The organism is Citrobacter sp. HN-141 (assembly GCF_033341895.1).
Taxonomy (GTDB): Bacteria; Pseudomonadota; Gammaproteobacteria; order Enterobacterales; family Enterobacteriaceae; genus Citrobacter.
Window position 1 is genome coordinate 15614 of record NZ_JAWPBF010000023.1, and the last position, 20289, is coordinate 35902.

21 protein-coding genes are annotated in these 20289 nt (G+C 52.6%); 5 read left to right on the forward strand and 16 right to left on the reverse strand.

The annotated features are described in order from the left end of the window. The first annotated feature begins 23 nt into the window (after positions 1–23). Positions 24–920 carry a DNA-binding transcriptional regulator YhaJ gene (gene yhaJ / locus RYZ59_RS21660; protein WP_137382495.1) on the forward strand — a complete coding sequence of 299 codons (897 nt, stop codon included), beginning with the start codon at positions 24–26 and terminating at the stop codon, positions 918–920. Positions 921–983: 63 nt separating this feature from the next. Here yhaJ and RYZ59_RS21665 read toward each other — a convergent pair whose 3' ends face one another. The 11 genes from RYZ59_RS21665 to exuT all read right to left on the reverse strand — a co-directional run bounded on the left by RYZ59_RS21665 (position 984) and on the right by exuT (position 8462). Further along, complete coding sequence (locus RYZ59_RS21665) at positions 984–1349, reverse strand: DUF805 domain-containing protein (protein WP_137382496.1); 366 nt, start codon at positions 1347–1349, stop codon at positions 984–986. Between the two features lie 125 nt (positions 1350–1474). Then, complete coding sequence (locus RYZ59_RS21670; protein ID WP_137382497.1) at positions 1475–2461, reverse strand: glutathione S-transferase family protein; 987 nt, start codon at positions 2459–2461, stop codon at positions 1475–1477. A 260-nt stretch (positions 2462–2721) separates the two neighbouring features. Continuing rightward, entirely contained in the window at positions 2722–3114 is a 393-nt protein-coding gene (locus tag RYZ59_RS21675) for a DoxX family protein (RefSeq protein ID WP_137382498.1), read from the reverse strand. 183 nt (positions 3115–3297) lie between these two features. Further along, positions 3298–3597, reverse strand: coding sequence for a YqjK-like family protein (locus RYZ59_RS21680; RefSeq protein WP_318050648.1), 300 nt, complete (start codon positions 3595–3597; stop codon positions 3298–3300). Beyond that, positions 3597–3992 carry a phage holin family protein gene (locus RYZ59_RS21685; RefSeq protein ID WP_137382500.1) on the reverse strand — a complete coding sequence of 132 codons (396 nt, stop codon included), beginning with the start codon at positions 3990–3992 and terminating at the stop codon, positions 3597–3599. Before RYZ59_RS21685 ends, RYZ59_RS21680 begins: the two co-directional genes overlap by 1 nt. 2 nt (positions 3993–3994) lie before the next feature. Continuing rightward, positions 3995–4300 (reverse strand): YqjD family protein, encoded by a 306-nt coding sequence (locus RYZ59_RS21690; protein ID WP_003024832.1) that lies wholly within the window; start codon positions 4298–4300, stop codon positions 3995–3997. Positions 4301–4333: 33 nt separating this feature from the next. Further along, the gene (locus tag RYZ59_RS21695; protein WP_202037682.1) at positions 4334–4702 is read right to left on the reverse strand and encodes a DUF1090 domain-containing protein; all 369 of its coding nucleotides are present in this window, start codon (positions 4700–4702) and stop codon (positions 4334–4336) included. A 148-nt stretch (positions 4703–4850) separates the two neighbouring features. Then, positions 4851–5234, reverse strand: a complete 384-nt coding sequence (gene mzrA, locus RYZ59_RS21700; protein ID WP_318050651.1) for an EnvZ/OmpR regulon moderator MzrA — start codon at positions 5232–5234, stop codon at positions 4851–4853. Between the two features lie 3 nt (positions 5235–5237). Beyond that, a complete protein-coding gene (gene yqjA, locus RYZ59_RS21705) occupies positions 5238–5900 on the reverse strand; it encodes a DedA family general envelope maintenance protein YqjA (protein WP_005131462.1) in 663 nt (220 codons plus the stop codon). Positions 5901–6249: 349 nt separating this feature from the next. Next, positions 6250–7026, reverse strand: a complete 777-nt coding sequence (gene exuR / locus RYZ59_RS21710; protein WP_005131459.1) for a transcriptional regulator ExuR — start codon at positions 7024–7026, stop codon at positions 6250–6252. A gap of 134 nt (positions 7027–7160) precedes the next feature. Next, the gene (gene exuT, locus RYZ59_RS21715; RefSeq protein WP_318050652.1) at positions 7161–8462 is read right to left on the reverse strand and encodes a hexuronate transporter ExuT; all 1302 of its coding nucleotides are present in this window, start codon (positions 8460–8462) and stop codon (positions 7161–7163) included. A gap of 474 nt (positions 8463–8936) precedes the next feature. Between exuT and uxaC the strand changes: the two genes are divergently transcribed. The 3 genes from uxaC (at position 8937) to RYZ59_RS21730 (ending at position 12614) form a co-directional block, all read left to right on the forward strand. Then, the gene (uxaC, locus tag RYZ59_RS21720; RefSeq protein ID WP_318050653.1) at positions 8937–10349 is read left to right on the forward strand and encodes a glucuronate isomerase; all 1413 of its coding nucleotides are present in this window, start codon (positions 8937–8939) and stop codon (positions 10347–10349) included. A gap of 15 nt (positions 10350–10364) precedes the next feature. Then, entirely contained in the window at positions 10365–11852 is a 1488-nt protein-coding gene (locus RYZ59_RS21725; protein WP_318050656.1) for an altronate dehydratase family protein, read from the forward strand. Positions 11853–12059: 207 nt separating this feature from the next. Beyond that, entirely contained in the window at positions 12060–12614 is a 555-nt protein-coding gene (locus tag RYZ59_RS21730; RefSeq protein WP_318050658.1) for a YgjV family protein, read from the forward strand. Positions 12615–12630: 16 nt separating this feature from the next. Here the strand turns inward: RYZ59_RS21730 and sstT are convergent, their stop codons facing one another. From sstT to RYZ59_RS21750, 4 genes are all read right to left on the reverse strand, one after another. Further along, positions 12631–13875, reverse strand: a complete 1245-nt coding sequence (sstT, locus tag RYZ59_RS21735) for a serine/threonine transporter SstT (RefSeq protein WP_318050660.1) — start codon at positions 13873–13875, stop codon at positions 12631–12633. 246 nt (positions 13876–14121) lie between these two features. After that, positions 14122–15090, reverse strand: a complete 969-nt coding sequence (locus RYZ59_RS21740; protein ID WP_318050662.1) for a TerC family protein — start codon at positions 15088–15090, stop codon at positions 14122–14124. Positions 15091–15360: 270 nt separating this feature from the next. Beyond that, positions 15361–16359 (reverse strand): Gfo/Idh/MocA family oxidoreductase, encoded by a 999-nt coding sequence (locus RYZ59_RS21745; RefSeq protein ID WP_318050664.1) that lies wholly within the window; start codon positions 16357–16359, stop codon positions 15361–15363. Between the two features lie 72 nt (positions 16360–16431). After that, a complete protein-coding gene (locus RYZ59_RS21750) occupies positions 16432–16932 on the reverse strand; it encodes a M48 family metallopeptidase (protein ID WP_318050665.1) in 501 nt (166 codons plus the stop codon). Positions 16933–17014: 82 nt separating this feature from the next. Between RYZ59_RS21750 and rlmG the strand changes: the two genes are divergently transcribed. Beyond that, a complete protein-coding gene (gene rlmG, locus RYZ59_RS21755; protein WP_318050667.1) occupies positions 17015–18151 on the forward strand; it encodes a 23S rRNA (guanine(1835)-N(2))-methyltransferase RlmG in 1137 nt (378 codons plus the stop codon). Between the two features lie 56 nt (positions 18152–18207). Here rlmG and RYZ59_RS21760 read toward each other — a convergent pair whose 3' ends face one another. Then, entirely contained in the window at positions 18208–20226 is a 2019-nt protein-coding gene (locus RYZ59_RS21760) for an NADPH-dependent 2,4-dienoyl-CoA reductase (RefSeq protein WP_318050669.1), read from the reverse strand. Positions 20227–20289 lie beyond the last annotated feature (63 nt).

The window sequence follows — 20289 nt, forward strand, 5'->3', positions numbered from 1 at the left end:
CAAATTTCCTGAATGAGAACGAGATGGCCAAAGAACGGGCTTTAACGCTTGAAGCGTTACGCGTCATGGACGCTATAGACAGGCGCGGCAGCTTTGCCGCCGCGGCAGATGAACTGGGACGCGTACCTTCCGCCCTCAGCTATACCATGCAGAAACTGGAAGAAGAGCTGGATGTTGTGCTGTTTGACCGCTCAGGTCACCGCACAAAATTTACCAACGTCGGGCGTATGCTGCTTGAACGTGGCCGCGTGTTGCTGGAGGCTGCAGATAAGCTGACGACCGATGCTGAAGCGCTGGCCCGTGGTTGGGAAACGCATCTGACCATTGTCACCGAAGCGTTGGTGCCAACGGCGGCATTCTTCCCACTTATCGATCGCCTTGCCGGAAAGGCGAATACGCAGCTTTCCGTTATCACTGAAGTGCTGGCCGGGGCGTGGGAGCGTCTGGAGCAGGGCAGAGCGGATATCGTGATCGCGCCGGATATGCATTTCCGCTCATCATCAGAAATTAACTCGCGCAAGCTGTACTCGCTGATGAACGTTTATGTGGCGGCACCGAATCACCCGATCCACCAGGAGCCGGAACCGTTGTCAGAAGTCACTCGTGTGAAATATCGGGGCATAGCGGTGGCGGATACGGCCCGTGAACGCCCGGTGCTGACCGTTCAGCTTCTCGATAAACAACCGCGTCTGACGGTCAGCACTATTGAAGATAAGCGTCAGGCGCTGTTAGCCGGGCTGGGTGTAGCGACTATGCCGTATCCGTTGGTCGAAGAGGATATTGCCGCAGGCCGGCTGCGTGTGGTTAGCCCGGAATCGACAAATGAAATAGATATCATCATGGCCTGGCGTCGGGACAGTATGGGCGAAGCGAAGTCCTGGTGTTTGCGGGAAATCCCGAAACTGTTTGCGGGTAAATAGCCTGACTGTTACGCCGGATGCGGTGCAATTGCACCGCATCCGGCCTACAAAAGGTGTATGACGTCAGGACAGCTGTTTAGGGTCAGCGCCGAAGCGGTTGCTACCCGGCGTGCCGTTTTGACAGTTGAAAAGGATGATGACCAACCAGCCAATGATGGGGATCAGCAATACTAACAGCCACCATGCTGAACGGTCGGTGTCATGCAAACGCCGAAACTGAACGGCCCACCACGGTATAAAAACCAGAATTGCATAAATCGTTGTTAATACGCCTTCTCCCCCGGCGCGTTGCCAGCCAAACATCCTGTCTAACACGCTCAGCACGAACGTAAAGATGATGTTGACCAAAATAAACATCCAGTACTCTTTGCGCCGTGCACGACCACCAAAACCAAAGTAGTTCTTTAATACGTTTAAATACCAATCCATTTTCGCCTCATTCTGCGTTCAATTACTTGTTTTTAAAGCAATCAAAATAAGAATAGCTGCGAATATAATGATGGTAAATATTTACGGTGTGAATTATTTGGCCCCCAAAAGGGGACCCGTGTAAATTACGCGAAACGCTCGTCACGCCCGTGGGGTTCGCTGAGGTCCTGCCACGGCCCAACAGAAATAATGCCGGTCGGGTTAATGGTTTTGTGGCTACGGAAGTAGTGATTGCGGATGTGATCGAAATTGACGGTGTCCGCAATGCCTGGCATCTGGTAGATATCACGCAGAAAACCGTACAGATTCAGATAGTCACTGATCCGATGCTTGTCGCATTTGAAGTGGGTGACATACACCGGATCAAAACGTACCAGCGTAGTCCATAGGCGAATGTCAGCCTCTGTTAACTGGTCGCCAGTCAGGTAGCGATGCTGGCCGAGAATCTGCTCCAGTCGCGCCAGTGATTCAAAGACTTTTTCTACTGCGCTGTCATACGCTTCCTGGCTGGTAGCAAAACCGGCTTTATACACACCGTTATTGACGTTGTCATAAATCCAACTGTTCAGATCGTCAATTTTGCTTTGCAGGGCCGGTGGATAGTAATCCCCGGCTTTTGCGCCCAGCGCATCAAACGCGGTGTTAAACATGCGGATGATTTCAGCCGATTCGTTGCTGACGATGGTGTGATTTTTTTTATCCCACAGCACCGGAACCGTTACCCGGCCGCTGTAGTGCGGATCGGCGTGTAAATACAGTTGATAGAGAAACTCGTGCTGGTAAAGCGTATCGCCGGTTGCTGCCGGGAAGTTGTTATCAAACGTCCAGCCGTTTTCCAGCATCAGCGGATGCACTACGGAAACGGAAATGAAGGGTTCCAGACCTTTGAGTTTACGCATAATCAGCGTGCGATGTGCCCACGGGCAGGCCAGAGAAACGTACAGATGATAGCGGTCTTTTTCGGCGGCAAAACCACCTTCGCCAGTTGGGCCAGGCGTGCCATCCGCGGTGAGCCAGCTACGGAAAGCCGATGCAGAACGTTGAAATTTACCACCGGTTGATTTGGTATCGTACCAGGTGTCATGCCAGACGCCGTCAATCAGTTGTCCCATTATCTCTCTCCCGGAATGCAAAACGAGGAGTTAATCCCCTCGTCTTTTAATAAGTATATACCCTAAATAATTCGAGTTGCAGGAAGGCGGCAAGGGAAAGACAAATTCGTCTGGAACGAATTTGAACAGCCAAAGGTTGCCTTCGGTGAGGGACATGGATGTCCCTCATTAAACGCCCAGGAGCATAGATAACTATGTGACTGGGGTTTCTGAGTGAAGCCAACACACCTGCAACTTGAAGAATGACGGGTATAGTTTGATTACCACTTTTTATTCAGTACACGGTCGATACTGAATGCGCCCGGACCAGTGATAGCCAGCAGCAGGAAGCCGCCTGCGATGGTCAGGTTTTTCATGAACATCAGAGAGTTCATCCCTTCCGCAAAGTTGCTGTGGAAGATGAACGCGGTCAGCAGGGTGAAGCCTGCGGTGAACAGCGCGGTAGTACGGGTCAGGAAACCAAACAGGATTGCCAGACCGCCGCCGAACTCAAGCAGAATAACCAGCGGCAACATAAAACCAGGGACGCCCATGGCTTCCATATACTGTTGGGTACCCGCATATCCGGTGATCTTTCCCCAACCTGCAGTAATAAACAGGATTGGCATCAGAATGCGCGCTACCAGTACACCAACATCTTCTAATTTTTTCATCGTACTCTCCAGGAAACCACTCAGGCGGATTGTTTTGTTTTTTGTGCATTAACGCTGCAGAGCGCGTCGTTGCTGTCGATGGAGAGAATCATAGACGTACAGAATGACAATTGTTAGCAAGGAAAACTGTCAGTAATTTTCAAAAAATTTGAGGAACCCGCAAAATAGGGGATACGGCAGGGGTTAACCGCGCAATTGTTGCTGTCTGATTGTCGATTTAATCAAACGCCATGCGCTCCAGACGCTAAAGCCGCGTTTGGCCCAGCGGACCAGCAGATTAGGATTACGAATGGTCCGTACAGCCATAATACTGCTGCCGACCAGCACCCAGGCGCGCAGGTTCAGCAGCGTTTTCCAGCCACGATCGTATACGTCAGTCGCCTCCAGCCAGTCGCGGCGGGTGGCAGACAGATCCAGCCGTTGCTGCTGGATCTGACCAAGCAGTTGTGCCTTACGTTTTTGGCGCTCGACGTTACTGCTCATTAGACATCATCCTCCAGGGCCTGCCTGTCATTAGCGAGTTCGTGGCGTGTATGGCGTAACAGTGTTGATTTACGGGCTTTACGTAATGTCCATATCCCGCCAACGAGCGCCAAAAGCAACAGCACAACGGTGGTGGCAATCATCGCGTTCAGGCGGTACTGAGGGTCAATGGCCCAGATGATAAGCACCATCAGACTCATCAGCCCAAATGCCGCAAAGAGCATAGTCAGTCCCAGCATCAGTACGATCTGGACAAGGTTAGCTTTTTCCTCTTCCAGTTCAACGACGGCCAGCCGTAGTCGGGTCTCTACGATCTCAACGAGAATCGTGAGGACCCGTTGTCCAATCCCCAGGACGCTTTTGCCTGGACCTTGTGCGTGTTGAGAGTCAGCCATTGTTAGCGGCGCGACAGCAGTACACCAAGCACCACACCGACCGCAGCGCCAATACCAACGCCTGTCCATGGGTTTTCGCGCACATAGTTATCGGCTTTGGCGGCCGCTTCACGGGTTTGCTTAGCAATCACATCGCTGGTCTCGCTCAGACGATGGCGGCTCTCGCGCAGCGCATGTTCGGCTTTGCTGCGAATTTTACTCATCTCTTCCTTCGACTTATCGCCAGAGGAGCTCAGTACTTCTTCGAGCGTATCCGCAAGGGATTTCAGCTCAGCGCGCAGATTTTCCGTAGCGTTATCTTTCGACATAGTTTTCTCCAGGTGAGTGGGTAGTTACCGTACTTAGTAATCGCGGGTCTCAAGTTCCTTCAGCTCTTTCTGAGCCTCTGCAAGCTTACGTTCGCGTTTTGCGATTTTATCCGCATCGCCTTTTTGCTTCGCTTCGGCTAAATCACGCTGACGTTCGGCTATCTCATTTTTCTGCTCTGCGATTTTTTTCTGGTGACTCGCACGCAGTTTGCTGTCAGTACAGTTTGCCCGAACTTCACTAAGCGCTTTGTTTAACCCATTGATGCGGCTCTGATTATTGTGTTTTTCGGCATAGCTAATTTCCCGCTGAATATCTTGTTCTTTTTCCTGACAGAGGGAGTTAGCGTAGCTGCCGGCACTGAGAGCGAAAAGACTCATTGCCAAAGCGATGCGGTATTTCATTCTTGAACCTTCCATTGTGATGCGACCCGATGTTTTGTAGTCGATGCTCCAGAATAATAAAGCTGTAGGTCATAACTTCAGTTTATTAATCATAGGCACTAAACGGTGAAATCACCAAAGTGAGTGATCTAATTCAGATTCCTGGAGATTAACCAAAGCGGTGCGGCGTATCCCTTAAACGAGATAACCACTGCACTGCCTGATTGTCATCATCCTGTTGAGCAATAACGAAGCCGTGTGGCAACGTTCTGTCCAGTACAGCTTTTGCGGCTGCGCTCTGCGCGCTGGAATCAAAGGTGATCAGCAGCGCGTCATTTTGCGGAGTAATACTTTTAAAACGAATGCCGTTGGCATCCAGATGATGCCAGATAGAGAAGCCGTCTGGCATGCTGGCACCCTGGTTTATGGCGCGAATGGCAAGCGTCGATTCCTGCTGGCGAATGACCGACCAGGTCAGGATTAACGCGCCCAAAAACAGCATAAAGGAGGTGGTCCAGGCCAGTTGTCGGAGCGTTATGCGTGATTTCAGCATAATTTACCCTCGGTTCCCGTATTTCTTTTTCCAGAGTACAACCAGTGAGCCGGCCAGGCCAACCACCAGTAATACGACAGGCAGCAGCATCAGGCAGGACATGAGCTGATCTTCGTACTTTAGAAAAACAGGTGTTTTGCCCAGTAGATAGCCCAGCGTGGTCAGAATCAGTACCCACAATAGCCCGCTCATCCAGTTGAAGAACTGAAAACGCGCATTATTCAGGCCTGACAGCCCGGCAATGGTCGGCAGTAATGTTCTGACGAACGCAATGAAGCGACCGACCAACAGCGCGGATAAGCCATGCTTGTGGAAAAGATGATGCGCGCGTTGGTGATAATGAGCCGGAAGATGTGAAAGCCAGTTCTGCACGGTGCGGGTATTACCCAACCATCGGCCCTGAATATAGCTGAGCCAACAACCGAGGCTGGCTGCGGTGGTGAGTAGCAGTACCGTTTGCGGAAAACCCATTGCGCCTTTGGCAATAAGTACGCCGACCAGTACCAGCAAGCTGTCGCCAGGTAAAAAGGCCGCGGGTAGCAACCCATTTTCCAGGAACAAAATTGTAAACAGTACAAAATACAGCATACCAATCATGGAAGGATTGGCCAGAGTTTCAAAATCCTGAGCCCATAAAGCATTCAGTAATTGAGTCAGTAGTTCCATTCAGTATTCCTGGAGAATCGGTTATGGTCACGCCGTTGTTCTTGAGTTTGTAATGCCACGATTTTATTGGTGTTTTTTGCATGGATCGCGGTCTGCACAAATTCACGGCCTGAACTGTTCCCTGTTAAGTTGTGAAGTAAGCAAGCACTAACACATAAAAAATTCAAAACGCTTTTAATTGTAACAAAGGTCAACGTAGTCCGTTATATAAATTACGGTGGTTGAGCTCTGATTTTGCTTATCGCAAGGGAGTGAGGCGAGAGGATTTACACAGGCTGACACTTTATACCTAATGCTTACCGAGCGTCAGAAACAGGCGCGGTTATCGCGCCTGTGAAAGTCAGAACGTTTATTTTGTGCTGTTTGCCGCGGTATCCAGATGAACGACCGGATTTTCCGTGAAAAGGTAACGATCCGCGTTGAACTCAAAATCATCGCTGGTTTCGTTAAACAGCATCTGTTTCGTGTTCTCAAGGTGCTGCCACATCGCCAGTTTGGCTGCATGCGGATCTTTGCGAATTAATGCCCGCAGGATCTGGTCATGGTCATCACACCAGTTGTCTACCGTGCGCAGATCAATGTGATCGTGCAATTTCTTCCAGTAGGGGTTGTGAACGCGCTGAGTCCACATTTTTTCAACAATGGCGGCCAGAGCTGAGTTTTGTGTCGCCAGCGCAACCTGAACATGGAACTGCAGGTCCCATTCGGAGTCACGAAAGCTTTTTTCGTTGCGCGATTTCTCCTGGATTTCCATCAGTTTCATGATGTCCTGCTTGGTCACCTGGGTAGCGGCAAACTCGGCGATGTTGCTCTCAATAAGCTGACGCGCTTGCAGCAATTCAAAAGGACCGTAGCTGGCGAATTCCAGACCTTCGTCGGGCGCAACATAATGTTTGGGTTGGTTAGAGATGACGTGGATACCCGATCCTTTACGCACCTCAACGTAGCCTTCAACCTCGAGCATGATAATCGCTTCACGAACCACGGTACGACTGACGTTCTTTTCATCGGCAATAAAGCGCTCGGCGGGAAGTTTATCGCCCACCAGATAGACGCCTTGCTCGATGCGTTCTTTTAGATCGGCAGCAAGTTGTTGGTACAAACGTCGTGGTTCAGTGATTTCCATATGCACTCCAGGCATGATACGGCAGACTATATTTGTTATACCACTTTTGCGATGGCGGCTCTACTCGCACCGACAAAAAAGCCGCCAGTCAACTGGCGGCTCTGCATTATATACCTATGACGACTCGCGTCAGGTTAATTTTGCGTAGCGGGAGAGCCGGTTTGCGGGCCCGAATCAATCTCGCTTGCCGACTTGTTCTGCAGTACCGTCCAGATGACTAACGCACCAAGCAGGTCGAATACTGCCAGTACGGCGAACAGTGGGCTAAAGCCGATGGTGTCAGCCAGGGCACCAACGACCAGGGCAAACAGAGTACTCGCCAGCCAGGCAGACATCCCCGTCAGGCCGTTAGCGGTCGCGACTTCATTGCGGCCAAATACGTCAGAAGAGAGCGTAATCAGCGCGCCAGACAGTGCCTGGTGAGCAAAACCACCGACGCACAGCAGGGCGATAGCAATATACGGGCTGGTGAACAGACCAATCATCCCTGGGCCAATTATCAGCAGTGCGCCCATGGTGACGACCATTTTACGGGACACGATCAGGTTTACGCCGAACCAACGCTGGAACAGTGGCGGTAAGTAACCCCCGATGATACAGCCGAGGTCAGCGAACAGCATTGGCATCCACGCGAACATCGCAATCTCTTTCAGGTTAAAGCCGTAGACTTTAAACATGAACAGCGGGATCCAGGCGTTGAATGTACCCCAGGCCGGCTCTGCCAGGAAACGCGGCAGCGCGATACCCCAGAACTGGCGGTTACGCAGGATCTGGCCAAGCGACATTTTCTTCGCGGTACTGTTTTTATGCTGTGATTCCTGACCGTTAAGGATGTAATCACGCTCTTCGTCAGACAGTTTTTTCTGGTCGCGTGGGTGTTTGTAGAAAACAAGCCAGGACATCGCCCAGATGAAGCTCAGGGCACCAGAAATAATGAATGCCATCTGCCAGCTGTGCATGACGATAGCCCACACGACCAGCGGCGGAGCAATCATCGCGCCGATAGAAGAACCAACGTTAAAGTAACCGACAGCAATAGAACGCTCTTTTGCCGGGAACCATTCAGAACTGGCTTTCAGACCCGCAGGGATCATCGCGGCTTCTGCGGCACCGACTGCGCCTCGTGCCAGTGCCAGTCCACCCCAGCTACCAGCCAGTGCGGTGGCACCACAGAAGACGGCCCACAGAACGGCGAACATCGCGTAGCCTACTTTGGTGCCGAGCACATCCAGCACGTAGCCAGCAACGGGTTGCATTACGGTGTAAGCAGCAGAATACGCTGCGATGATATAGGAGTACTGTTGAGTGGAGATGTGTAACTCTTCCATCAGAGTTGGCGCAGCTGCCGCCACAGTGTTACGTGTCAGGTAACCCAGCACGGTGCCAAGCGTCACCAGTGCGATCATGTACCAACGTAACCCTTTAATTTTACGCATGTAAAACCTCATCGTTTTGTTATGTCCGCTAACGAGCGGTCATCTTCCAGTCCAGGGCGGAGGATGTTCTTTTACGAAGGGCGTGACCGAAAAAAAACCGGCACTGCCCCGAACTTTGCCATGTCAATGATTGTGCTAATTCGGTTTCCGTACCGGTCAATCCGATGGTGGACCATCGGTAATTTGCATTCCGTCGGCTTATGTATCGCGACGGCAAAAAGATAACTTGTCATACAGCTTTAAAAGGTGAGTGCCATCACAAAAGTGTGAATCTTCGTGTGGTCATTAATTCGATTCAGCAAAGCCAGTGCTGGCGCGGCTTGCCATGAGTTTTACCTCTTTGAGAGTAATTTTTTTGTCATCATTTGTTGATCTAACTCACGAAAATATCTTCAGCGTATGGAAATTGGTGTGATAACTTTGACAACATCAAAACATAAGCAATCTGACGCACTCGCTGAGAGGAAGACGATAATGACCCCGTTTATGACTGAGGATTTCCTGCTGGATACCGAATTTGCCCGCCGTCTGTATCATGATTACGCCAAAGACCAGCCAATCTTCGACTACCACTGCCATTTGCCGCCGCAACAAATCGCTGATAACTACCGTTTTAACAACCTGTATGACATCTGGCTGAAGGGTGATCACTACAAGTGGCGCGCCATGCGCACTAACGGTGTCGCTGAACGCCTGTGTACCGGTGATGCGTCCGATCGCGAGAAGTTTGACGCCTGGGCAGCCACGGTCCCGCACACCATCGGTAACCCGCTCTATCACTGGACGCATCTTGAACTGCGTCGCCCATTTGGTATTACAGGTAAGCTGTTGTCTCCTGCGACTGCTGATGAAATCTGGAACCAGTGCAACGAATTGCTGGCACAGGATCAGTTTTCCGCGCGTGGAATCATGCAGCAGATGAATGTAAAAATGGTCGGTACCACCGATGATCCGATCGACTCTCTGGAGCATCACGCTGCGGTCGCGAAAGACAACACCTTTGCTATCAAAGTGCTGCCAAGCTGGCGTCCGGATAAAGCCTTTAACATTGAACTGGCGACCTTTAACGATTACATGGCGAAGCTGGGGGAAGTTTCTGACACCGAGATCCGCCGCTTTACCGACCTGCAAACCGCGCTAACTAAACGTCTTGATCACTTTGCAGCTCACGGCTGTAAAGTCTCCGACCATGCGCTGGATGTGGTGTTATTTGCTGAGTCTAACGAAGCTGAACTGGATAGCATCCTGGCGCGTCGTCTGGCGGGTGAAACTCTGAGCGAGCACGAAGTTGCCCAGTTCAAAACTGCCGTACTGGTGTTCCTTGGCGCTGAATACGCACGTCGCGAATGGGTGCAGCAGTACCACATTGGCGCATTGCGTAATAACAACCTGCGTCAGTTCAAACTGCTGGGCGCGGATGTCGGTTTCGACTCCATTAACGACCGTCCGATGGCTGAAGAACTGTCCAAACTGCTAAGCAAGCAGAATGAACAGAACCTGCTGCCGAAAACCATCCTGTACTGCCTGAACCCGCGTGATAACGAAGTGCTGGGCACCATGATCGGTAACTTCCAGGGTGAAGGCATGCCGGGCAAAATGCAGTTCGGTTCCGGCTGGTGGTTTAACGACCAGAAAGATGGGATGGAACGTCAGATGACACAACTGGCCCAGCTCGGTTTGCTGAGCCGCTTCGTCGGCATGCTGACCGATAGCCGCAGCTTCCTGTCATACACGCGCCATGAATACTTCCGCCGCATTCTGTGCCAGATGATTGGCCGTTGGGTTGCTGCAGGTGAAGCACCGGCAGATATCCAGTTGCTGGGTGAAATGGTCAGAAATATTTGCTTTAACAATGCGCGTGATTACTTCGCCATTGAACTGAACTAAGGCCCGGGTGAAGGTATGCAATACATCAAGATCCATGCGCTGGATAACGTCGCGGTAGCGCTTGCTGATTTGGCTGAAGGAACCGAAGTCACCGTTGATGGGCAGGCGGTCACCCTGCGTCAGGCGGTCTCTCGTGGCCATAAATTCGCTTTACGCGATATTGCGCAAGGCGAAAACGTCATTAAATACGGTTTGCCAATTGGCCATACGCTAGTGGACGTTGCGGCGGGTGAGCACATTCATGCTCACAACACGCGCACGAATCTGAGCGATCTGGACACGTATAGCTACCAACCGGATTTTCAGGCGGAAGTTGCTCAGGCAGCCGATCGCGATGTGCAGATTTATCGCCGCGCGAACGGTGATGTTGGGGTACGTAACGAGTTGTGGATACTGCCGACCGTCGGCTGCGTCAATGCGATGGCGCGTCAGATGCAAACCCGTTTTCTGAAAGAGACCCACGACGCCGAAGGAATCGACGGCGTGCATCTCTTCAGCCACACCTACGGCTGTTCACAGCTCGGCGACGACCACATTAACACCCGCACCATGCTGCAAAACATGGTGCGTCACCCGAATGCGGGGGCGGTGCTGGTAGTGGGGCTTGGTTGTGAAAACAACCAGGTGGATGCTTTCCGTGAAACGTTAGGGGAGTATGATCCTGAACGCGTTCACTTTATGGTCTGCCAGCACCAGGAAGACGAAGTGGAAGCGGGGATCGAGCATCTCCACCAGCTGTACAGCGTGATGCGTAACGATAAGCGTGAGCCGGGTAAACTCGGCGAGCTGAAGTTCGGTCTGGAATGTGGCGGATCTGACGGCTTGTCTGGGATCACCGCTAACCCGATGCTGGGGCGTTTTTCTGACTACGTGATCGCCAACGGCGGGACTACCGTGCTGACTGAAGTCCCGGAGATGTTCGGTGCCGAGCAGCTATTAATGGACCACTGCCGCGACGAAGAAACTTTCGGTAAGCTGGTGACCATGGTCAATGACTTCAAACAGTACTTCATTGCTCACGACCAACCGATCTACGAGAATCCATCGCCGGGGAACAAAGCGGGTGGCATCACCACGCTGGAAGATAAATCGCTGGGATGTACACAGAAAGCGGGTTCCAGCAAAGTTGTCGATGTACTGTGCTACGGCGAACGCCTGAAAACGCCAGGTCTGAATCTGTTAAGTGCTCCGGGCAATGACGCCGTTGCGACCAGTGCGCTGGCGGGGGCCGGCTGTCATATGGTGTTGTTCAGTACCGGTCGCGGCACGCCGTACGGCGGTTTTGTGCCGACGGTGAAAATTGCCACCAACAGCGAGCTGGCGGCGAAGAAAAAGCACTGGATCGACTTTGACGCCGGACAGCTAATCCACGGTAAAGCGATGCCGCAACTGCTGAACGAGTTTGTCGATACGATCGTTGAGTTTGCCAACGGCAAACCGACCTGTAACGAACGCAATGATTTCCGGGAACTGGCTATTTTCAAAAGTGGCGTAACGTTGTAATTACCCTTCATCTTTTGCACCACAGCGGTGTTGGCTGCGTTCGCCCACCCCGGTCACTTACTCATGTAAGCTCCCGGGGATGTGCGAACTTGCCGCCTTGCTGTGGCACAAAATCTTTTGGGTAAGATTGTTTATGGTGGAATCTAAAAACGGCGTTTCATAATATGGAGCGCCGTTTGTTTTCGCATTACCTGACAAGGATCATTCATGACCGCGTATTGGCTGGCCCAGGGCGTAGGTGTCATCGCCTTTCTGATCGGGATTACCACTTTTTTTAATCGCGACGAGCGCCGGTTCCGGCTACAGCTCGCCGTCTATAGCGCCACCATTGGCGTGCATTTTTTCCTGATGGGCGCCTGGCCTGCAGGAATGAGTGCCGAGCTCAACACTATCCGCACAATCGTTTCGATGCATACCCGCAAGATGTGGGTCATGACGGTTTTTATTGTCCTCACGCTGGTTCTTGGCTTGGCAAAATTACAGCATGCGATGGAGCTACTGCCTATTATCGGTACGCTGGCCAGCACCTGGGCACTGTTTCGTTGCAAAGGGTTAACCGTGCGCTGCGTAATGTGGTGTGCAACGGGCTGCTGGGTCATTCACAATTTCTGGCTGGGATCGATTGGCGGGACGATGATCGAAGGTAGCTTTCTGGTGATGAACGGCCTGAACATTATTCGCTTCCGGCGCATGCAAAAACGCGGCATTGATCCGTTCAAAATTGAAAAAAGTGTACAAGAAGAGAACCCCTCCGCCCGATGACGGAGGGGCGCAGAGATTAGCCGCGCAGGGCGTTATTTGCCAGACGCTCGTCTTCTGCCTGGCAGGCTGCAGCGGTAAACAGGACGTCTGTCGAAGAGTTCAGCGCCGTTTCACAGGAATCCTGCAATACGCCGATGATAAAGCCAACGGCGACCACCTGCATGGCGATGTCATTCGGGATACCGAACATATTACATGCCAGCGGGATCAGCAGCAGAGAACCGCCCGCCACGCCCGATGCACCGCAGGCACACAGCGAAGCCACCACGCTCAGTAACAGCGCCGTTGGTAAATCAACCGGAATACCCAGCGTATTCACCGCCGCCAGCGTCAGTACGGTAATGGTGATCGCCGCGCCTGCCATATTGATGGTGGCGCCCAGTGGGATAGATACCGAATAGGTATCACGATCCAGGTTCAGCTTCTCACACAGCGCCATATTCACCGGAATATTGGCTGCAGAGCTGCGGGTAAAGAAGGCGTACACGCCGCTTTCACGCAGGCATGCCAATACCAGTGGGTACGGGTTACGGCGAATTTTCCAGAACACCAGCAGCGGGTTGACCACCAGCGCAACCAGCAGCATACAGCCAACCAGTACGGCCAGCAGCTGCGCGTAGCCCCAGAGGGTGGCAAAACCCGTCGTCGCCAGTGTGGAAGAGACCAGACCGAAGATACCTATCGGTGCAAAGCGGATAACCAGTCTCACCATAAACGTGACGGCATCGGACATATCATTGACCAGATTCTTGGTCGTCTCATTACCATGGCGTAGCGCAAAGCCAAGGCCGACTGCCCATACCAGAATACCGATATAGTTAGCATTCAGCAGCGCATCAATGGGGTTAGAAACCATGCTCATCAGCAGGCTGCGCATCACCTCAATAATGCCGGATGGCGGCACGATATCGCTGGCGCTGCTGGAAAGATGCAGCGTCGAAGGGAAGGCAAAGCTGAACACCACGGCGGCTAATGCCGCTGAAAATGTTCCCAGCAGGTAAAGGAACAGAATGGGGCGGATATTGGTTTTTTGCCCGTGCTGGTGGTTGGCGATAGAGGCCATTACCAGCATCAGCACGAGGATTGGGGCGACGGCTTTTAATGCGCCGACGAACAGTGTCCCCAGCAGGCCGACGGCTTCTGCCGCAGGTTTTGACACCAGTGCCAGAAAAATCCCCAGTACCAAACCGACCAAAATTTGTTTAACCAGGCTCCCCTGCGCCAAACGCGAGATCAGCCCCGATGAACGTAGCGTAGTCATGTAGTCATCCTTTGAATTGTGTTGTTGCTCACCCGTTGTGCGTTCTCATGACGCATCTTTCTGGATGTAACAAAGTGTTTGCATGGCTGAGTATAAGGAAAGATGCCGGTTCTGGAAGATAAATATCCTGGTTTCCGCGCTCAGATCATATTTTATAACTTTAAATTAACATTGTTTTGACATGTCCAGCAAAAAGCCCGACGCACGCAATGTGCGGTCGGGCTTTATCAACTAGCTAAGTAAAAGTTACTGTATTTGCTGCTTTTTATCGTGCTGGTGGTTGACCCACGCATTCACAACCAGCGTCACAAACAGAATACCGAAGACCACACCTAACGAGATAGCGATCGGGATATGGTAGAAATCGACGATCAGCATCTTGATACCGATAAACACAAGGATTATCGACAAACCATATTTCAGCATCGAGAAACGCTCCGCCACACCTGCCAACAGGAAGTACATCGCACGCAGACCCAGGATAGCAAACAGGTTAGAGGTCAGTACGATGAACGGGTCGGTGGTGACGGCAAAGATTGCCGGAATACTGTCGACGGCAAAAATCACATCGCTCAGTTCAACCAGGATCAATACCAGCATCAGTGGCGTTGCAAACAGCAGACCGTTTTTACGCACGAAGAATTTTTCGTCTTCAATGGTATCGGTCATACGTAAATGGCCGCGCAGCCAACGCACTAACGGTTTGTCGCCAATACCGGAAGCGTCTTCTTTCGCCAGCGCCATCTTCACGCCGGTAAACAGCAGGAATGCGCCGAACACGTACAGCAGCCATTCGAACTGGGCGATAAGCCAACTGCCCGTGAAGATCATGATCGTACGTAATACAATCGCGCCCAGTACGCCATACACCAGTACCCGACGTTGCAGTGCCGCAGGTACGGAGAAGTAACTGAACAGCATCAACCAGACAAAGACGTTATCTACCGCCAGCGATTTCTCGATCAGATAGCCGGTCAGGAACGCCAGCGCCTGCGGGTCGGCAACGGAACGGCCCTGAGTCTCAGCCAGGTACCACCAGAATGCCGCGTTAAACAGCAACGACAACGTTACCCAGACGATTGACCAGGCCGCGGCCAGCTTCATCGACATCGTATGTGCGCCACGACGACCCTGTAGCAGCAGATCGATGGCCAGCATAATGACCACCACGACAGCGAAGCCACCCCATAACAACGGTGTGCCAACAGTATTCATTTTATTTCCCCATGCATAAAAAAACGGCCAACGCCGAATGACGTTAGCCGCTGCTTTTTATGCATAGACCTTGCCATTCGGCAAGGTCTCACTTACAACAACAAAGGAATACGACAGCGTATTCCTTTGTTATCGCCCGGTGACCGGATGTGGTTTTTCACACATCGTAATGACGATCAACCGACAACGAAGTTACTCCCCTTTGCGGGTTACAAAATATTACAGGCCATGCATTCAGTCAATGGCCTGCAACATTCGTTTTACACACCTTTACGCAGTCAGCGATGTTTCCGCTTCGTCTGCCGGGAAAACCACGCCGGTCTGGCGGCGAATCTCCGTTTGCAGTTTGGCGGTGATACGGCTGACGGCCAGTGCCGGGTGATCCACTTCGCCGGATTCAACCAGATGAGCAAAAGCCTCTGCCTCATAAAGCATAGTATTGATGTGCTGAGGCACCGTAAGATCCTGCGTTTTGCCACCGCGTGGAATAACGCACACTTTCTGACACTCGGAAATCTTCTCGACAACCAGCGACCCTGATTCGCCCTGAATTTCGCTGGCCAGCACGGAATCACTGACTTTCGAGTGCTGCAACGTGACGCTAAAATCGCCGTAATTGAGTACGACCACGCCGTGGGCATCGACGCCGCTTTCCAGCAGGCTGGCACTTGCCTGAACGCTCAGTGGTTCACCCCACAGCGCAACCGCAGCGGCCAGACAGTAAAAGCCGATATCCATAATCGAACCGTTAGAAAACGCCGGATTAAACGTATTGGGATTTTCACCGTCCAGATAACGCTGATAACGTGAAGAGTACTGGCAGTAATTGATCAGCGCTTTCCTGACTCGCCCGATTTTGGGGAGCGATTGCTGTAATAGCAGGAAATTAGGCAGGCTGGCGGTCTTAAACGCTTCAAACAGCACCACCTGATTTTCGCGCGCACAGGCGATAGCGGCTTCGACTTGTGCCAGGTTCGAGGCCAGCGGTTTCTCGCAAATGACATGCTTTTTGTGTTGTAGAAACAGCGTTGTCTGCGGGAAGTGCAGAGAGTTCGGGCTGGCAATGTAAACGGCATCAATGGCGTCACTTTGCGCCATTGCCTCCAGCGAGGTAAACAGATGCTCGACGGGATAATCATTGGCGAAGGTCTGTGCCTGTTCAAGGCTACGGGAATACACTGCGGTTAACTTATATTTGCCGGTTTCATGGGCGGCATCCACAAACTGGCGGGTGATCCAGTTTGTGCCAATCACTGCGAAACGTATCATAAATGCCTTCAGGCTGCGAAAAGGGATCCTTGCGTCAATTTAGCATGCCCTGAAGACAAAGCCAGTGCGCGACTACGCAGTTTGCTTCAGCGATTGTTGCGTGAGCCACAGGCGGGTATCAAACTCCAACTGGTGGTACTGCGGTTCCATATGACAGCACAGCTGGTAAAACGCTTTGTCGTGCTCTTTTTCTTTCAGGTGCGCCAGTTCATGCACCACGATCATGCGTAAAAAGGGCTCCGGGGCGTTACGAAATACGGTGGCGACGCGGATCTCCGCTTTGGCTTTGAGCTTGCCACCCTGCACGCGGGAGACGGCAGTATGCAGTCCCAGCGCATTTTTCAGCACGTGTATCTTACTGTCATACATGACCTTATTCAGCGGTGGGGCGTTGCGCAGAAACTGATTTTTCAGCTCCTGGGTATATTGCCAGAGCGCTTTGTCAGTTGCGAAGTCATGTGTACCTGGATAGCGCTTCTCCAGCACTGCGCCCAGGCGCTGCTCAGCAATCAGCGTTCTCACTTGAGAAAGCAAATGTTCCGGGTAGCCCTGGAGGTAAGTTAGTTGGTTCATTCATGTCCACGCAAATCATAAAAGTGTATACTCACGCACCCTTTTCAGGGATACGCCGAAATTTTACCATTCAGGAGGGCCGATGAGCCACACAGACAACGGTTTCCGTTCACTGACACTTAAACGTTTCCCGGAGACGGACGACGTTAACCCGCTGCTGGCGTGGGAAGCTGCAGATGAATATCTGTTGCAACAGCTGGACGATACCGAGATTAGCGGCCCGGTGCTTCTCCTGAATGATACTTTCGGCGCGCTGGGTTGTGCACTGGCGGAACATACGCCGTACAGCATTGGCGACTCCTATCTCAGCGAGCTTGCCACACGCGAGAACCTGCGTCACAACGACATTGCTGAGTCGAGCGTCAAGTTCCTCGACAGTACCGCTGATTATCCGCAGGCGCCGGGCGTGGTGCTGATTAAGCTGCCAAAAACCATGGCGCTGCTGGAACAACAGCTCCGTGCGCTGCGTCAGGTTGTCACGCCGCAAACGCGCATCATTGCGGGGGCGAAGGCGCGTGATATTCATACCTCAACGCTTGAGTTGTTTGAAAAGGTGCTGGGCCCAACCACTACCACGCTGGCGTGGAAAAAAGCCCGTCTGATTAACTGCACCTTCAGTAATCCAGAACTGGCTGATGCCTCGCAGACGCTGAGCTGGAAACTGGAAGGCACCGACTGGACTATCCATAACCATGCCAACGTCTTCTCCCGTACCGGGCTGGATATCGGCGCACGTTTCTTTATTGAGCACCTGCCGGAAAATCTGGAAGGGGAGATTGTCGATCTCGGTTGTGGCAACGGTGTGATTGGCCTGACGTTGCTGGAGAAGAACCCGCAAGCCAGCGTGGTGTTTGTGGATGAATCACCGATGGCGGTGGCATCAAGTCGCCTGAACGTCGAAAGCAACATGCCTGAAGCGTTGGATCGCTGTGAATTTATGATCAACAACGCGCTGTCTGGCGTGGAGCCTTTCCGCTTTAACGCCGTGCTGTGTAACCCGCCGTTCCATCAGAAGCATGCGCTGACGGATAACATTGCCTGGGAAATGTTCCACCACGCCCGCCGCTGCCTGAAAATCAACGGTGAGCTGTACATTGTGGCTAACCGTCACCTCGACTACTTCCACAAGTTGAAGAAGATTTTCGGCAACTGTGAAACCATCGCTACCAATAATAAATTCGTGGTGCTGAAGGCGGTTAAAACCGGTCGTCGTCGCTAATTGCGTGTGCCGGATGGTGGCGTGGCCGCCTTATCCGGCCTACGAAAGACATGACGTTAAATTTCCAGCGCCAGCCTTGTCCCTTGTGCAATTGCGCGTCGGGCATCCAGCTCCATCGCCACATCACATCCCCCGATCAGATGTACTGTTTTACCCGCAGCATGCAGCGGATCAAGCAGCTCCCGGCGTGGTTCCTGGCCGGCGCAAATCACCACGTGATCCACATTCAGGATCTGTAGCGCGCCGTTGATCATCACGTGTAGCCCGTCATCATCGATCTTCTGATAGCTCACCGCCGGGATCATTTTTACGCCGCGTGAAAGCAGGGTGGTGCGGTGGATCCATCCCGTTGTTTTACCTAAACCTTGCCCCGGTTTGCTGGCTTTACGCTGCAACATCACTATCTGGCGCGGGCTGCGGGATAAGTGCGGACCTTCCGGGCGTAAGCCGCCAGGCTGTTGCAGGCTGGTGTCGATACCCCATTCCACGCAGAACTCGGCAATATTCTGGCTGGTGGGATCGCCGGGCTGACTCAGATACATGGCGGTATCGAAACCGATCCCTCCGCAGCCAACGATCGCCACGCGTTTCCCTACCGGCGTTTTATCACGAAGGACATCGAGATAGCTCAGCACTTTAGGGTGTTCAATACCGTCGATCGGCGGCATGCGCGGTTCGATCCCGCTGGCGAGGATCACTTCGTCGAAGGTGTGCAGATCGTGTGCGCTGACAAAGTGATTCAGCTTCAGGGTCACGCCAGTCACGTCGATCATCCGACGGTAGTAGCGCAGCGTTTCATAGAATTCTTCTTTGCCGGGGATCTGCTTGGCGATATTAAACTGCCCGCCAATCTCACCATGCGCGTCAAACAGCGTTACGTGATGCCCGCGTGCGGCGGCGTTAATAGCAAAAGCGAGACCCGCAGGACCCGCACCGACAACCGCCAGATTCTTCAGGTGAGTGGCTGCAACAATGGGCATTTTGGTTTCATGACAGGCGCGCGGATTCACCAGACAGGAGGTAACTTTCCCCACGAAAATCTGATCCAGGCAAGCCTGGTTGCAGCCGATACAGGTATTGATCTCATCGGATCGTCCGCTTTGCGCTTTTGACAGCAGCTCTGCGTCGGCCAGGAACGGCCGGGCCATCGATACCATATCGGCATCGCCGCGTGCCAGAATGTCATCCGCAACGGTCGGATCGTTAATACGGTTAGTGGTGACCAGTGGGATCGTCACATGACCTTTCAGCTTGCGTGTTACCCAGCTAAACGCACCCCGGGGGACCGGTGTGGCGATGGTGGGGATACGCGCCTCATGCCAGCCAATACCGGTATTAATTATTGTGGCACCTGCGGCTTCTATCGCCTGTGCTAACTGGACGGTTTCGTCAAAGGTTCCGCCTTGCTCCACCAGGTCGAGCATCGACAGGCGGAAGATAATAATAAAGTCACTGCCGGCACGCTGGCGCACCGCCCGCACGACTTCCACGGCAAAACGCATACGGTTGGCATAGTCACCACCCCAGTCATCATTACGCTGGTTGGTGCGCAGGGTCAGGAATTCGTTGATCAGATAGCCTTCCGAGCCCATCACTTCCACGCCATCGTAACCTGCCTCCCGCGCCAGCTGTGCACAATGGGCGAAATCTTCAATCAGTTGCAGCACTTCATCGTGCGTCAGTTCATGCGGCGTAAAGCGGTTAATAGGGGCCTGAATGGCTGAAGGCGCAACCAGATGCGGCTGGTAGCTATAACGCCCGGTGTGCAGGATTTGCAGGGCGATTTTCCCGCCTTCGTCGTGAACCGCATCGGTAATGATACGGTGGTGCGCCAGCTGGCTGGTGTCGTTCAGCATCGCGCCGCCTTCCATCCCCACGCCCGATAGCGCGGGCGCAATTCCTCCGGTCACAATCAGGGCTACGCCGTGACGAGCGCGTTCGGCGTAGAACGCAGCCAGCCGTTCTGCACCATCGGGATACTCTTCCAGACCGGTATGCATTGAACCCATCAGCACGCGGTTTTTAAGCGTGGTGAATCCCAAATCGAGCGGGGCGAACAGCGACGGATAGCTCATAAAGGTGTCCAGTATGTAAAATTATTGTTATGTGGTCGGATGAGTTACTAATTTAGCCGTCGT

Bases quoted from the DNA above. Each gene is read 5' to 3' on its own strand.
- yhaJ (WP_137382495.1), top strand. From the start codon at position 24: ATGGCCAAAGAACGGGCTTTAACGCTTGAAGCGTTACGCGTCATGGAC.
- RYZ59_RS21665 (WP_137382496.1), bottom strand. From the start codon at position 1,349: ATGGATTGGTATTTAAACGTATTAAAGAACTACTTTGGTTTTGGTGGT.
- RYZ59_RS21670 (WP_137382497.1), bottom strand. From the start codon at position 2,461: ATGGGACAACTGATTGACGGCGTCTGGCATGACACCTGGTACGATACC.
- RYZ59_RS21675 (WP_137382498.1), bottom strand. From the start codon at position 3,114: ATGAAAAAATTAGAAGATGTTGGTGTACTGGTAGCGCGCATTCTGATG.
- RYZ59_RS21680 (WP_318050648.1), bottom strand. From the start codon at position 3,597: ATGAGCAGTAACGTCGAGCGCCAAAAACGTAAGGCACAACTGCTTGGT.
- RYZ59_RS21685 (WP_137382500.1), bottom strand. From the start codon at position 3,992: ATGGCTGACTCTCAACACGCACAAGGTCCAGGCAAAAGCGTCCTGGGG.
- RYZ59_RS21690 (WP_003024832.1), bottom strand. From the start codon at position 4,300: ATGTCGAAAGATAACGCTACGGAAAATCTGCGCGCTGAGCTGAAATCC.
- RYZ59_RS21695 (WP_202037682.1), bottom strand. From the start codon at position 4,702: ATGAAATACCGCATCGCTTTGGCAATGAGTCTTTTCGCTCTCAGTGCC.
- mzrA (WP_318050651.1), bottom strand. From the start codon at position 5,234: ATGCTGAAATCACGCATAACGCTCCGACAACTGGCCTGGACCACCTCC.
- yqjA (WP_005131462.1), bottom strand. From the start codon at position 5,900: ATGGAACTACTGACTCAATTACTGAATGCTTTATGGGCTCAGGATTTT.
- exuR (WP_005131459.1), bottom strand. From the start codon at position 7,026: ATGGAAATCACTGAACCACGACGTTTGTACCAACAACTTGCTGCCGAT.
- exuT (WP_318050652.1), bottom strand. From the start codon at position 8,462: ATGCGTAAAATTAAAGGGTTACGTTGGTACATGATCGCACTGGTGACG.
- uxaC (WP_318050653.1), top strand. From the start codon at position 8,937: ATGACCCCGTTTATGACTGAGGATTTCCTGCTGGATACCGAATTTGCC.
- RYZ59_RS21725 (WP_318050656.1), top strand. From the start codon at position 10,365: ATGCAATACATCAAGATCCATGCGCTGGATAACGTCGCGGTAGCGCTT.
- RYZ59_RS21730 (WP_318050658.1), top strand. From the start codon at position 12,060: ATGACCGCGTATTGGCTGGCCCAGGGCGTAGGTGTCATCGCCTTTCTG.
- sstT (WP_318050660.1), bottom strand. From the start codon at position 13,875: ATGACTACGCTACGTTCATCGGGGCTGATCTCGCGTTTGGCGCAGGGG.
- RYZ59_RS21740 (WP_318050662.1), bottom strand. From the start codon at position 15,090: ATGAATACTGTTGGCACACCGTTGTTATGGGGTGGCTTCGCTGTCGTG.
- RYZ59_RS21745 (WP_318050664.1), bottom strand. From the start codon at position 16,359: ATGATACGTTTCGCAGTGATTGGCACAAACTGGATCACCCGCCAGTTT.
- RYZ59_RS21750 (WP_318050665.1), bottom strand. From the start codon at position 16,932: ATGAACCAACTAACTTACCTCCAGGGCTACCCGGAACATTTGCTTTCT.
- rlmG (WP_318050667.1), top strand. From the start codon at position 17,015: ATGAGCCACACAGACAACGGTTTCCGTTCACTGACACTTAAACGTTTC.
- RYZ59_RS21760 (WP_318050669.1), bottom strand. From the start codon at position 20,226: ATGAGCTATCCGTCGCTGTTCGCCCCGCTCGATTTGGGATTCACCACG.